We start from the raw sequence: 12,478 nt of genomic DNA, 5'->3' as shown, positions 1-12,478 counted from the left end.
GAGTTGGGTTGCATGGGTGAGTTGAAAAAAAACCAAAACTTTTCCGCTAGGAGGGGAGTATGAGTCTTATGCTCATCGACCATATTTTTATTTCTTCGCGAAACCTCGGTATGGAAGCCGATCTTTTTTTGAGTGCAGGATTTTTGGAGGGGATTAATCGGATTCATCCTGGACAGGGAACCCGCAATCGGAAATTCTATTTTGAGAATTTCTATTTGGAAATCATCTGGGAAAATGATCCTTGGGAGTTGGAAAGTGACTTGATCCGAAAAACGGGTTTGACGGATCGGGTGAGATTCGAAGCATCCGGGTTTTCCAGGTTTGGTCTGGGTTTGGAAAATACCGATGAATCGGACTCTGTTTTTTTGGAATGTGAATATTATCAACCGATTTATTTCCCTGAGGGAATGCAGTTTGAGATTTTATCCAATCGGGAAAATCCCGCCTTACCCTGGACTTTTAGAGGTCCTTTCAAAGGTCCTAAAACAGATTATGCAGAATCCTTGGATCATTCCAACGGAATTCGGAGACTGACTCAAGCCATTTTTCAAATTCCTGAATCTGCTCAAATTGAATTTTTAAACAGATTTCAGGACCATCCCCAACTTCGATTTGAACCTTCCGAAAAGTCTGGATTGCTGTTGGAATTTGATGGGAGGAGCCAGGGGATATTCTTGGAGTTCCCTAGATTGGATTTGGTGATCAGCTTCTGACCTTTGGGCTTATTTCGCCAGCTTTAAAATCCGCATCGCTCCGATCATTACCAGGACAAAAATCAGGGCTCCGATGATAAGATCCGGAATACCGGAATCCAGCCACAATACAAGTGTTGCTGCAAAAATGACCCCCAAATTGATCAGGACGTCGTTGGAAGTGAAAATAAGGCTGGCTTTGATATGAGCCTCCTTTGATTTTGATTTTTGAAGCAGGAAAAGGCAATAGGCATTAGCCAGAAGTGCGAAAAAAGAAACTCCTATCATCCACTTGTAATCAGGAAGTTCTCCACGTCCAAAAAACCGCCGAAGCACTTCCAAAAAGCCTAAAATGGCCAGCATTATCTGGAAAATTCCGGCAGCAAAGGCAACTTGTTTCTTTCTGAACACCGTCGCACCGACTGCAAGCAAACTTAGTCCATAGACCAGGGCATCCGCCAACATATCCAGACCATCGGCAACCAATCCCATGGATTTGGAGATAAATCCGAAGAGGGATTCGAGAATAAAAAAAATGAAATTGATGGCCAATACCGTCCAGAGTAATTTCCGCTGGTCTTTATCCTCCGATGCATCGACCGGATTTGCCACTTTGCTTACTACCCATTTACTGCCAAGGTTGAGATTCTCCAAGGCCTGCGTTACCTGAGGTAGGATTTCCTCCTGATGCCAGACTTTCAGTTCCCTCTTTTCCAGATCAAATTCCAACTGCTTCAGCCCTGAAAGATCATTCAGCTTCAGTCTGATCAGATTTTCCTCTGACGGGCAATCCATTTTGGGAATTTTAAAAATTGATTCTTGCATGGGGATTTAGAAACTATTTGCGGCCAGACAGGGAAGCAGATCAGGGATTTTTCAGACGAATTTTTTTCGCTTAAACCAAGTGAAAATGACAATTGAAACCGTAATCATAACACCCCATGTCAGGTAATATCCCCATTTCCAGCCCAATTCGGGCATATAATCAAAGTTCATCCCATAGACACCCACAATGAAGGTCAAAGGCAGGAAAAATGCCGAAAAGATGGTCAGGAGTTTCATGACCTCGTTGCTCTTTTGGGCGCTGAGGGAAAGGTGGGTGTTCAATATGGCATGGGCATCTTCGATGACTTCATCGAAATGCAACATGTAGCTGATGGCGGATTCTTTGATGTCCTGAAGATTCGAAATGTATTTTTCCTCCACAGTAAGTTGATTCAGGACATTTTGGGAAAGCTGAAGCAACTTTCTGCAAATTCTTGCTTTTGCTTTTTGATAGTAAAGATGCTCGATTGATATTTTTCCTCGCTTACTCAGGAAAATTTCCTTTTCATTTTCATCCATTTTTTCACTCAGCCACTGCATGGGTGCTTCAAAAGTTGTGATCATCTCCAAGATGATGGAAAGCATTAAGGCTTCTGAATCCTCAAAATCCTCGTTTTTGCATTTCTCCAAAAATTCAAATGGCTTTTGGTGAATGGTGATCAACCGACTTTCATTGATCAAAAAGGCAATTTTATTACTGAGTTGTGCAACGGTTGCATGATTCTGATGTGGTTCTACAGAATATGCCCGAAGAATGATGAAGGTAAAATCTCCGTGTTTTTCCAACTTGGGAAGGTGACCGTGTTCTAAGGCATCTTCCAGGAGATTAAGGTCTATGTGATAGGGTTGGGTCAGTTCCAGTAGGTCTTTTGGCTTGGGTTTTTCGAGGTCCAGCCACTCAAATTTTCCAAAGGATTTTTTGAATTGAGTCATGTAGGGCAAGTTTGTCTGCGTTGGATTTAGCTTTTAGAAATGTCTAAAATTGGGTCTGAAAAGCCCTTTTCAAAGTAAACACATCATAATATAGAAGATTTTTTTCCAAGAAATCCGGAAGTTTTCTGTACCTGATTTTGCCTGCCTATCGAATCACCTGATTGAGACTGAGGCGTAGGACTTCCCCCATATTTCGACAGTCCAGGAATGCCGGATTTTTGTAATGTTTAGCTAAGTCTGATTTCAAAAGATCCACATTTTCCTGAGGAGCGATTTTATCATGCTCCATGCAGCGGAGGATATCTTCGATTTCTTTGTGAGAAGACTTCAGTCGCGTAGAAATCAAGGCCCGCTCTTCCCGCTGATATTGACGCATGGATTCCGGTGTGATGTATTTCATGCCCAGTTGGATGAGTGCATTGTTTTCCTTGAAGTATTGGGGCAGGTAAATGGACTTTTTGCCCTCATAGGACTGTTGATCAAAATCAATTGCTCGGATTCGGTAGTGGGTCTCTTCAAAGTCCGGAGTCACATCAATTACAAAATTGGACGAATGCATGTCGCCAAGCAGGCGTACGAAGCAGCGCTCGTTGAATTTCACAAACTCCTTGGCCAGTCGAATCGGGTTCAAATGAGGGTCATCCATGTGGAGTTTCATGAATTTCTCACCAGGAATACCTGCTATGTGTTCCTCAATCAAGGTGTTTTGATGAACCAGGTAGGAGATTCGGTTGGGGGAGAGGAGGTGCTCCATTTCCAATCCGTATACCCTGGATGCGTCAGCATTTTTGATATAAAAGTAGTCGAAGTTATCGTTGATTCTGTTTACGATACGAACCCGAAAAGGCTGTGTATTTCCATAAATGCACAAGTCTATCCGATCGATAAACAGGTGATCCATTACGCTCATATCCCCGCCAGCTTTGAGTAGGGCGTAGATCTTTTTTACGTTTTGATGAATCTCCTCCCGATCACTTTCCGCGTAAAAAACCGTTTCCCAAAGCGTATCCTGGTCCTTGGAGTCGTACAACGCTATGGAACTGGTATAGCGCAGCAATTCATGGTAATGAATGGGAATGTCAACTTCCCGGGAGTATTTGATCAGATAGCGCCTCAGTACCGAACTGATGGGGTAAATGAGCTTTTTCCTACTGATCAGCGCCATGACTTAAAAGTCAACGTGTTGGTTTTTCTTCAGATTTCTGTCAAAAATAAATGGACCAAAAGGGAGAATCGAAGCGAGTAAAGCAAAGAAAGTCCGACCAAATTCCCATTTCAGCTTTTGTGCAGTCGGGAAGACCATGTAGATGTACAGGATGAAAAGAATTCCGTGTACCCAGCCCACATAGGTGACCGCCAAGGGCATATCAAATACGTATTTCATCGGCATAGCAATTCCAAGAAGGATCAAAAAAGAAAGTCCTTCGATCAGACTGATCCACTTAAAGCGTCGGGCCCATTTGGTTTGTTCGGCGTTCATTTAGATGTAAGGTTAAAGAGGACTTGAAGTGAAGTCCAGAGTTTCTTTTTCAGGTTTTTGTCTTCAGCGATCATGGTTAATGAATCTGCAAACAGATATTCGGTTTCATTTTCGGCAAAAACCTCATAGGATGGTGCTGGCAGTGCATTGATTGGATGCTTGATTCGTCCGAATTTTAAAACTGTATGGGAATTAAGTGCCAAAAAGTCCTCCATGCTGCGACCTTCCAAACTTTCGGAGGCGACCAAACCCACCTCATTCATGGAATGACCGCAGGCATTGATCATTTTGACTAGCATATCCATCACTTCTGCGCTGAGCTCGCCTTCCTCATGCAGAATCAGGACTCCTTTCGAGAAATTTCCACGGATTTTTATCGGCTCAACCAAAAGTTCTTCGACAATAGATTGAGGTTCAGGTTGTGAAGAGGAAACAGGAATGACGACAGACTCCTTTTGAGGTTGGTGCTCAACAGGGGTTATTGCCTCGGGGATAGGTTTGACGTCCAAATTGGCGGTGGGAATACCCTCTAATTGGGCAAGAATCGCCTTCCTGTCCTCAGGAATCAGGTAAATTTCCTCTTCGATCAGAGATTTGAGTTCCTCAAGACTTTCCTTTTCCATGGCCGGAAATTGGTCAAAAAATGCCGTTTGGCAAAGCTTAAACTTGATTTAAAAAAGGAAAAAGAAATCAAAAATTAAGGATTGGCCAGGAGTTCCAAACAGTTGGAGCGACAGGCCAATCTTCAATTATTTATCGTCCAGGTTGAAGATAGACTTCAGTTCAATAGCATCTTCAGGCTTCATCCGCTTCGCCAAAACCAACCTCAGTTGCCTTCTTCTCAATGCCCCTTCGAAAAGTTCTTTTTCCTCTGGAGATTCAGGCACTAGTTCGGGTACTTCGATGGGTCTACCGTTTTGATCCACCGCCACAAAGGTGAAAAAGGCCCGGTGAGTCATGATTTTCTTTTTCGCGGGAATATCCTCTGCAGTCACTTCGATGAACACCTCCATGGATGAGTTGAACGAGCGGGTCACCTGAGATCTCAAGGTGACGACATTCCCCAAATTAATCGGCTGCTTAAAAGAAATGCTGTCAGCTGAAGCTGTGACCACAATTCGGTTGCAGTGTTTTTGAGCAGCAATGGCAGCCACAATGTCCATCCAATGCATCAGACGGCCCCCCATGAGATTGTTGAGCGTGTTGGTGTCGTTGGGAAGGACCATTTCGGTCATGATGGTGACAGATTCCTTTGCGAACTTTTGCTTAGACATATGGCTGATTTTGGACAAAAATAGAAATAAAATTTTGTCGTGCTAGAACAAAAATCAAATTTCAAAACATTATACTGTTTTGATTGAGTTTGAAATGTAGTGGCGAATAGGCTGTATTTTTTGGGTAATGATGGAATTTCCAGGTTTAATCTTGGGCCAGTTTCAATTTTCCGGTTTGAATTCCAAACTTCCCAGCTTCCGAACCTCCCATTCTTTCACTTCCAGCCTTCTTTTCCCAAGAGAGGCACGAATGCGAACCCATCGAATTCTTCCCTGATAATATCTTTTGAGGACTTTTTGGTGATTTTCACCATGGCTTGACGCTTGCGGTCACCAACAGGAATGACCAAAATGCCTCCGATTTTCAACTGTTGAATCAATGCCTCCGGTACCACTGGAGCACCGGCTGTTACAATGATTTTGTCATAGGGAGCAAATTGAGGCAATCCACCTGTGCCATCTCCGTAAAAGAGGTGCATTTCAATCCCCAGCCTTTTCAAAAACCGTTGGGTTCCTTCAAACAGCTTTTTTTGGTACTCGATGGTATAAACTTCAGCACCAAGCAGATGAAGAATGCTTCCCTGGTATCCGGATCCTGTTCCGATTTCGAGGATTTTGTCTCCAGGTTTCACATCCAAAAGTTCCGTCTGAAACGCAACCGTATAAGGCTGTGAAATCGTCTGGCCTTCACCAATTGGGAATGCTTTGTCCTCGTAAGCATGGGAAATCAGCGCGGTGTCAAAGAAAAAATGACGGGGCAGGGTATTGATCGCCTCCAAAACCCGCTCACTTTTGATACCCTTTGCACGAAGCTCGGCGACAAGCGCGCGGCGTTTTCCTTTGTGCAGGTAAGTATCTTCAAGTTTTAGCATTCCGGGCGGGTTTAGGTGTTCGAAGATAAATGAATATTTGCCTTACTTTGAACCCGGAAGGGCATTTTTTGCTTATCCGTTTGATCTGTCGAAGTTTAAATTTCAGCCATGTTTACAGGAATTATCGAGTCCTTTGGAACAATCCAAAAAATCACCCAAGAAGGTAGCAATGTGCATTTTGATTTAAGTGCTTCCATCGCTTTTGAACTCAAAGTAGATCAGTCTCTTGCCCATGATGGCGTATGTCTGACGGTGGTAAATGTGACTTCGGAGACTTATCGGGTTACGGCGATTGAGGAGACCATCCGAAAGACAAACCTTGCAGGGTGGAAAGTTGGGAAGAAAGTAAACCTGGAGCGCTGCATGCCGGCAAACGGCCGATTTGATGGGCACATCGTGCAGGGACACGTGGACCAAACTGGTGTGGTGAAGGGCATTTCCGATGAAAATGGATCCTGGCTTTTCGATTTTGAATTTGACCAGTCCACTGGTAATGTCACGGTTGAAAAAGGTTCCATTACCATCAACGGCACGAGCTTGACTTGCTTTAATTCAGGCCCGGGGCGGTTTTCGGTTGCGATTATTCCCTATACATATGAACATACCAATTTCCATCAGCTTCAGGTCGGGGACTTGGTCAATCTGGAATTTGATATCATAGGAAAGTACATAGCCCGCATTATCAAAGGCTATCCAACTGCCTGATAGCCTAATCTATTCAGGATACTGCCTTTCCAGCAAAAAGAGATAAGGTTGAAGTCCGTGGTGTCTGAATACCTTTTCCTTGTCGTCGGGATAAATTTTGGAATACTCCTCATCAGGATTCAGCACGATGAAATTTCCCGCTCGGGTAAAGTGATTGCTGTTGAAAAACTCCGGAGATTGATATTCGGGTAGGTTTTTGGTTACTTGTTTTCCGGCAAATTCTCCCAAATACTTCTGGAAGTTCTTTTTGGCCTTTTCCGTCGGCTTGTTCAGATTGTTGTAAACCTTCCGGAAGATTAGTTTCTGAGGGAATTTTTGTTTGCTGATGAAAGCACTGGCATCGGTAAATGGATTGATGGTGTTGAAATCCTTCACGGTTTGCACGGAAAAAGGAGTCTCAGGTACCCAATCAGCCCCATTGACCACATTGTATGCCCAGCCTCCACGCGTGATGTATTCATAGTGGTAGGCAAAATAGAGGTTACCGGGTTTAGGTGCTGCACTGGCGTAAGTCTTGATCCGAATCGGTTCGGGCCATCTTCCGGATTCCTTTAGGTGATATAAATGAGCCGTCATAAGATAGGATATTGCCCCTCCCTGACTGTGCCCCGAAACCACAAAATCCCGATAGCCAGCCTGATAAAGTGAATCCATCTTAGGAACCAAGGTCTCTGCCAGTGCACCAGTGGAAAGTGTCCAACCCACATGAACTGCTGCTTTGGGATTATTGCTGAAGTTGTATTCAAAGGAATTGGTGTCCGATATTTTCATCATTCCCTTTGCTGGAATCATTGCCGAGTAAAAATTAGCCAACCAGGAAGTGGGGTTATTGGCAGTTCCCCGAATGGTGAGCCAGGCGATTTTTTGAGGTTTATTCACCCATAGGTACCATTTGTTGTCCAGTCCGACCAATGGAGATTCATAAATCCGTTTCAGGTTTTGATTCTGAGGTATGCCTTTTCTAAAAGCCGAATCCTGGACGCTTCCGGCTGTGATTCCCAAAAAGTCTTTGTACTCTTTCGGAGAAAATCCAGGGGTAAGTTGAGCGAAAGAGACTTTTCCCCAAAGAAGAAAAGTGGATAGCAATAGGAATTTTATTTTGTTCATAAAATGGAAATAAAAAAAACGGCACTTGGATTAAATGCCGTTTGAATAACTCAGTTAGAATTTATTGGTTTAATCCAAGCGCTTTGGTTTGGGGATCTTTTATAAGGCGGAAACCTACATTGGAAGTACCTGAATCAAAGGATGTTCCCTGCCGGGCAGAAGGCCGATAATTGACGCAGTAGTTTGCTGCACAGAGGAAGGAGCCACCTTTGATGACATGTTCCATGGCGTAGGGATTTTCCGGATTGTAGCAGGGGTTCATACCGGCATCCAGTTTTGGTGCTTGTCCTGCAAGGCGTGCAAATTTCAGAAAGTCATACCAGTCCGAAGTGAGTTCCCAGACATTGCCTATCATGTCATACAATCCAAATGGATTAGGAGCAAATGTGGCCACAGGTGACGTTCCGATAAAACCGTCTTTGCCGTCATTTTGATGAGGGAAAACTCCCTGAAAGGTATTGGCAAGGTATTGTCCGTTTGGATGAAGTTCATCTCCCCATGCGAATCGCTTACCGTTTACACCTCCTCGAGCAGCAAATTCCCATTCAAATTCAGTTGGGAGACGCTTGCCAACCCATCTGGCATAGGCCTCTGCATCTTCAAATGCAATGTGAACTACAGGATGGTTTTCTCTCCCCTTGGTCGTGCTTTCAGGGCCTTCCGGGTGCTTCCAGCTGGCACCGTTCACCCATTTCCACCAAAGGGAAATATCAGCAGTAGGTACGGCATAGGGTGGTGGGGAGAATACCATGGAACCAGGAACCAAAATGGATTCATCCGGCTTGGGTGTTCCGGGAGGAAGTTGTTTTTTGAGCTCTTCCCATTCCGGCTTGCGTTCAGCCACTGTGACATAGCCAGTTGCCTCTACAAACTTGGCAAATTCTGCATTGGTAACTTCATGGGTATCCATCCAAAAACCGCTTACCTCCACTTCCACGGCAGGTTTTTCGGCAGGATAGGCATCTTCCTCGTTTGTTCCCATAGTGAATTTTCCACCGGGTATCCAAGCCATTCCAGCTTCTTTTTGCGGTGGCTCAGGGTCTGCAAATTGAACTGCAGACGTGGAAGAGGATGATACTGCCTCCTTGGATTCCTCTTTTGACTTACAGGAAAAGAGTACAAGGCTTGGAATAAGTGAAAAGACAAGAAAGGAAGAAAATGCTGGGCGTTTCATTCTGGCAAGTTAGCTGAAAAAGTAATTTTAAGCCATCAAGATCTGCTCACATTGATTTAAACTTCTACCAAAGAGATCTTCGCCTGGACTTTTTTTCGAAGTTTATTGAAAAACTGCTTACGTTCCTTTTCCCCGGTTCCGCTGATCAGCGTCGATTTTTTCATCAGATTTTCGAGATTTCGAAACATGCTTTCGTTGAATTTTTGATCAACGGATCCCACAAAATAGAGAACGCTGTGATTAAGGTAGGTAATTTTCGTATCTCCGATTTCCGCCATGAACGTATTGTCCCCGAGTACAATTTCATTGAGAAAAAGACGGTATTCCGCGCTTTCCTCGGTTGGCGTCTGTCCAAACATCGATTTTTTTCCCGTTTCTGCCATCTTTTCGAGATGATCAATCACTTCCAAAAGGCAATGATACAGCGTGATCGTATCCTGTGGGTTTTTGATAAGTCCCATTTCGTGATAGACTTCGATCTGTCGGATCGTGGTAGTCAATCCTTCTTCATTCCAAATCTCGGAAGTGGGTACCTTGAGGTAGACTTTTAGGATCTTTTGTGTCAATTCCTGATATCTGGAATAGAGATTATCTGAAATGGCAAACTTTTCATTTTTCAGGCTATCATAGTACAGAATCGACTTCATCCAAAAGAAAAATTTGAAACTTGCCAAGGCTGGATGGTAATAATGGTGGAAAGGAGGCATGTCTTTAACCAAAAAATATACATGCCTATGGCTGAAGCTGTTGACCAAACTGAGCTGCGCCAAAACGTCTTCCATCCATAGTTGAAAAGCATCTTCATGATAGGTGTTTAGTCTACCCTGAAACTGAATTGAATTTGAATTCATGCTAAAAAACTTGTCGAGCGAGACGTTGAATCGTTGGCAAAGAATCCTCAGCTCTTCAAAGTCAAGAAGTTTTTCTCCTCGAATTCTGCGGTATGCACTATCCATGCTCACGTTGAGGGTTTCGGCGACCTCGTCTACCAAAGATGCGTAGGAGGGGATGGTGTGCTTCAGACTTTGGAAAAACTGTGCCTGAGTATTAGATGAAATCGTCATATTGGGTTATTTTAGAAAAGTCAAATACCGATAAAAGTCAAATTCAAAGTAAGAAAAGTTATACTTATTATCAACGAAGAAGAAATAATATTTTGGTGATAGATTTGTATTATTAAAAATGTTTTGAAAATAACTAATAAAGCAAAATAAAATTTATACTAGATATTTTTGACTTTATGGTAGATTGCAATATTCCAATTTTGATTATCCTTTTCGGTTAAGCATAAAAAAAGGAGGTTTTGACCTCCCGATTTTTCACCAAAAGTTTTTAAAAAACCTTACTCATTGGGATTAAGATTAAATCAAAAGCCCATGCTGAATTGGCCAACTCCACCTTCGCTGAAAATCCTTCCATACTCAGCCCGGATTGCCCAAAGATTCAAATCTTTTCCCCATGCAAATCCCAGATTGGTAGCAAAATATCCACCGCAGGAATCACAGAAATAGACCAGGTATTTGGGTGAAAGTGTTGCTTCAAATTTGTCATCCACTATGGGTTGGGTAAGAAGTATCGTGGGCTGAAATTGCCAATTATCCGAGAAGTCGGGATTAAAGGCATTTCCAACAGGTAGAAACGCTGCAATCCGTCCGGGTACAATTCCGAATTTTGGACCCATGCCGAATACTCCCGTACCTTCTCCATCTCCTAAAGACACGTATTCATACCTCGCCCAGAGATCAAAATTGGGGGTAATACCGATTGCTACATTGGCACCATATTCAGTTTGTGCATCATTGATTGTAACAAATGGAGTCATTTCCACTTGTCCGGCTCCAACAGTGCGGGCGCTTTGAAGGTCTGAAAATACCGGTACGCAGCTTGGAAGTAGGGCGCCTGCAATCAGAATGAAGAGAGTTGAACTGGTTTCCTTTTTTAAGTTACAGTCTACTATTAAATTTGGTTTTTGTCTTTGTCTTGGGGCTCTTGGGTTGAAGTAAGTCTTTTTCATTTGCTCTGTAACCAATGCATCTGCTGGAGGTAAGGTATCAAAGAGCCAATCCCAAAGTACAGTACTAAAACTGTATCCACAATTTGGAAATCGGGTATGGTGAAGAATATGAGCTCGTTGGACATTGGGAAGCAGGAATTTTCCAATGGGTCTGTGCAGTAGGTAATGAAGGAAATTATAAAACAAAAAGCCGATAAAGAAACCGGTAAAAAAAGAGAAAGAAGGGTTTTGGTAAATAATTGCTACAACCAATAGTAAACTACCCAAAACACCTATCAACAAACGGTGTGGCCAGCCGACCAGGAGTTCACTGGGATTTTGATGGTGATTTTGGTGATGAAAAAGCTCATCTTTTTTTCCGGGGACAATTAATTCGTGCATCAGAAATCGGTGGATTCCATACTCTACAAAGGTCCACATCAACCAACCAGCTCCTATCAGGATCAGAAGTTTGGCGGGTGGATTTTCCAAGGCATGCGCTATTACCATGATGCATAATTCGAAAAACAAAAAGGCGGCAAAGCATAGAATGAGATTTTTTACGGGTGTGTTAATAGGCTTTTCCATGACAAGGGATGTTTTTGAGAAAGGTATTTCTCATCAAATGCCTTTGAAACTCCCCTTTCACATCGTCATATTTCAGATTATCCGTAATCCCCAATGTGATTCCGGGTTGGCCTCATTTTCCTAATTTTCCCTACTTTATTCGATCGATTGCCTCCCTTTTGCAGATTTTGCAAAAAATCATAGGATCAAGCAGGTTAAAAAAAGAGGCTGCCTCGTAATGAGACAGCCTCTTATTGATAGGATTGACCAAAGAAAATTATTCTCCGGATGCGGCAGCAGCATGAAGCTTACCCAACTCCTGATCGATCGTCCAAAGCCCAATTCCTTCCTCACCGATGATTTCAAAGAGTTCGAGCGCTCTTCTGGACATAGTTTCTTCTTCTCGCTGCTCAGTCACATACCACTGCATAAAGCTGAAAGTCGCAAAGTCTTTTGCAGAAAATGCATGATCCACGATGTTGTTGATTGATTTGGTAACCTTGATTTCATGCTCCAAAATCAACTCAAAAACCTCCCTCAAGGAATTGAAATTGTGTCGAATTCCGGTGATTTCAGGTTGAATGGCATGACCTCCAGCCTCATTTACATATTGGAAGATTTTCATCATGTGCATCCGTTCCTCATCCGCATGGGTGTAAAGGTATTTGGCGGCATTGGCATAGCCCATCATGTGGCACCAAGAAGCCATTGAAAGGTAATAAGCTGAAGATTTACCTTCCATTTCAATCTGCTTGTTAAGTAAGGCTTCGGTATCGGGAAGTAATGAACGCTGGAGCGTTACGATCTCTTTCTGTTTCATAGTCTATAAAATTTATTCATTAAACTTAACGAAATC

The 12,478-nt window shown here is 43.1% G+C and carries 14 protein-coding genes; 2 read left to right on the top strand and 12 right to left on the bottom strand.

Going from position 1 to position 12,478, the window contains the following annotated elements; all coding sequences use genetic code 11:
* Nucleotides 1-110 precede the first annotated feature (110 nt).
* On the top strand, nucleotides 111-713 hold the full coding sequence (locus tag D0X99_RS10085; RefSeq protein WP_147392216.1) for a hypothetical protein: 603 nt from the start codon (nucleotides 111-113) through the stop codon (nucleotides 711-713).
* Between the two features lie 9 nt (nucleotides 714-722).
* On the opposite strand, the gene D0X99_RS10080 is transcribed toward D0X99_RS10085, so the two are convergent.
* From D0X99_RS10080 to D0X99_RS10050, 7 genes are all read right to left on the bottom strand, one after another.
* Complete coding sequence (locus D0X99_RS10080; RefSeq protein ID WP_119477689.1) at nucleotides 723-1,517, bottom strand: cation transporter; 795 nt, start codon at nucleotides 1,515-1,517, stop codon at nucleotides 723-725.
* A 51-nt stretch (nucleotides 1,518-1,568) separates the two neighbouring features.
* The gene (locus D0X99_RS10075) at nucleotides 1,569-2,450 is read right to left on the bottom strand and encodes a CorA family divalent cation transporter (protein ID WP_119477687.1); all 882 of its coding nucleotides are present in this window, start codon (nucleotides 2,448-2,450) and stop codon (nucleotides 1,569-1,571) included.
* A gap of 145 nt (nucleotides 2,451-2,595) precedes the next feature.
* A complete protein-coding gene (locus D0X99_RS10070) occupies nucleotides 2,596-3,615 on the bottom strand; it encodes a hypothetical protein (RefSeq protein ID WP_119477685.1) in 1,020 nt (339 codons plus the stop codon).
* Nucleotides 3,616-3,618: 3 nt separating this feature from the next.
* Entirely contained in the window at nucleotides 3,619-3,930 is a 312-nt protein-coding gene (locus D0X99_RS10065) for a DUF3817 domain-containing protein (RefSeq protein WP_119477683.1), read from the bottom strand.
* Nucleotides 3,927-4,553, bottom strand: coding sequence for a hypothetical protein (locus D0X99_RS10060; protein ID WP_119477681.1), 627 nt, complete (start codon nucleotides 4,551-4,553; stop codon nucleotides 3,927-3,929). Before D0X99_RS10060 ends, D0X99_RS10065 begins: the two co-directional genes overlap by 4 nt.
* A 126-nt stretch (nucleotides 4,554-4,679) precedes the next feature.
* The gene (locus D0X99_RS10055) at nucleotides 4,680-5,204 is read right to left on the bottom strand and encodes an acyl-CoA thioesterase (RefSeq protein WP_119477679.1); all 525 of its coding nucleotides are present in this window, start codon (nucleotides 5,202-5,204) and stop codon (nucleotides 4,680-4,682) included.
* Nucleotides 5,205-5,419: 215 nt separating this feature from the next.
* On the bottom strand, nucleotides 5,420-6,076 hold the full coding sequence (locus tag D0X99_RS10050) for a protein-L-isoaspartate(D-aspartate) O-methyltransferase (RefSeq protein WP_119477677.1): 657 nt from the start codon (nucleotides 6,074-6,076) through the stop codon (nucleotides 5,420-5,422).
* Between the two features lie 108 nt (nucleotides 6,077-6,184).
* Between D0X99_RS10050 and D0X99_RS10045 the strand changes: the two genes are divergently transcribed.
* Nucleotides 6,185-6,781, top strand: coding sequence for a riboflavin synthase (locus tag D0X99_RS10045; RefSeq protein ID WP_119477675.1), 597 nt, complete (start codon nucleotides 6,185-6,187; stop codon nucleotides 6,779-6,781).
* 9 nt (nucleotides 6,782-6,790) lie between these two features.
* On the opposite strand, the gene D0X99_RS10040 is transcribed toward D0X99_RS10045, so the two are convergent.
* The 5 genes from D0X99_RS10040 to D0X99_RS10020 form a co-directional block, all read right to left on the bottom strand.
* Nucleotides 6,791-7,888, bottom strand: coding sequence for a lipase family protein (locus D0X99_RS10040; RefSeq protein WP_119477673.1), 1,098 nt, complete (start codon nucleotides 7,886-7,888; stop codon nucleotides 6,791-6,793).
* Between the two features lie 61 nt (nucleotides 7,889-7,949).
* A complete protein-coding gene (locus D0X99_RS10035; RefSeq protein ID WP_119477671.1) occupies nucleotides 7,950-9,062 on the bottom strand; it encodes a formylglycine-generating enzyme family protein in 1,113 nt (370 codons plus the stop codon).
* Between the two features lie 56 nt (nucleotides 9,063-9,118).
* Nucleotides 9,119-10,126 (bottom strand): hypothetical protein, encoded by a 1,008-nt coding sequence (locus D0X99_RS10030; RefSeq protein WP_119477669.1) that lies wholly within the window; start codon nucleotides 10,124-10,126, stop codon nucleotides 9,119-9,121.
* A 302-nt stretch (nucleotides 10,127-10,428) separates the two neighbouring features.
* Entirely contained in the window at nucleotides 10,429-11,643 is a 1,215-nt protein-coding gene (locus D0X99_RS10025; protein WP_119477667.1) for a sterol desaturase family protein, read from the bottom strand.
* Between the two features lie 256 nt (nucleotides 11,644-11,899).
* The gene (locus D0X99_RS10020; protein WP_119477665.1) at nucleotides 11,900-12,442 is read right to left on the bottom strand and encodes a ferritin; all 543 of its coding nucleotides are present in this window, start codon (nucleotides 12,440-12,442) and stop codon (nucleotides 11,900-11,902) included.
* Nucleotides 12,443-12,478: the final 36 nt, after the last annotated feature.

The sequence above is a fragment of the Algoriphagus lacus genome (assembly GCF_003583985.1).
In the GTDB taxonomy this organism is placed as follows: domain Bacteria; phylum Bacteroidota; class Bacteroidia; order Cytophagales; family Cyclobacteriaceae; genus Algoriphagus; species Algoriphagus lacus.
Note: the sequence above shows the minus strand (reverse complement) of the source record. Positions and strands in the feature narration are given on the sequence as shown.

What these genes read in the sequence shown, in the direction of transcription:
- D0X99_RS10070 (WP_119477685.1), bottom strand. Translation starts at nt 3,615, where the DNA reads ATGGCGCTGATCAGTAGGAAAAAGCTCATTTACCCCATCAGTTCGGTA.
- D0X99_RS10075 (WP_119477687.1), bottom strand. Translation starts at nt 2,450, where the DNA reads ATGACTCAATTCAAAAAATCCTTTGGAAAATTTGAGTGGCTGGACCTC.
- D0X99_RS10080 (WP_119477689.1), bottom strand. Translation starts at nt 1,517, where the DNA reads ATGCAAGAATCAATTTTTAAAATTCCCAAAATGGATTGCCCGTCAGAG.
- D0X99_RS10030 (WP_119477669.1), bottom strand. Translation starts at nt 10,126, where the DNA reads ATGACGATTTCATCTAATACTCAGGCACAGTTTTTCCAAAGTCTGAAG.
- D0X99_RS10055 (WP_119477679.1), bottom strand. Translation starts at nt 5,204, where the DNA reads ATGTCTAAGCAAAAGTTCGCAAAGGAATCTGTCACCATCATGACCGAA.
- D0X99_RS10020 (WP_119477665.1), bottom strand. Translation starts at nt 12,442, where the DNA reads ATGAAACAGAAAGAGATCGTAACGCTCCAGCGTTCATTACTTCCCGAT.
- D0X99_RS10085 (WP_147392216.1), top strand. Translation starts at nt 111, where the DNA reads ATGGAAGCCGATCTTTTTTTGAGTGCAGGATTTTTGGAGGGGATTAAT.
- D0X99_RS10040 (WP_119477673.1), bottom strand. Translation starts at nt 7,888, where the DNA reads ATGAACAAAATAAAATTCCTATTGCTATCCACTTTTCTTCTTTGGGGA.
- D0X99_RS10065 (WP_119477683.1), bottom strand. Translation starts at nt 3,930, where the DNA reads ATGAACGCCGAACAAACCAAATGGGCCCGACGCTTTAAGTGGATCAGT.
- D0X99_RS10050 (WP_119477677.1), bottom strand. Translation starts at nt 6,076, where the DNA reads ATGCTAAAACTTGAAGATACTTACCTGCACAAAGGAAAACGCCGCGCG.
- D0X99_RS10035 (WP_119477671.1), bottom strand. Translation starts at nt 9,062, where the DNA reads ATGAAACGCCCAGCATTTTCTTCCTTTCTTGTCTTTTCACTTATTCCA.
- D0X99_RS10045 (WP_119477675.1), top strand. Translation starts at nt 6,185, where the DNA reads ATGTTTACAGGAATTATCGAGTCCTTTGGAACAATCCAAAAAATCACC.
- D0X99_RS10025 (WP_119477667.1), bottom strand. Translation starts at nt 11,643, where the DNA reads ATGGAAAAGCCTATTAACACACCCGTAAAAAATCTCATTCTATGCTTT.
- D0X99_RS10060 (WP_119477681.1), bottom strand. Translation starts at nt 4,553, where the DNA reads ATGGAAAAGGAAAGTCTTGAGGAACTCAAATCTCTGATCGAAGAGGAA.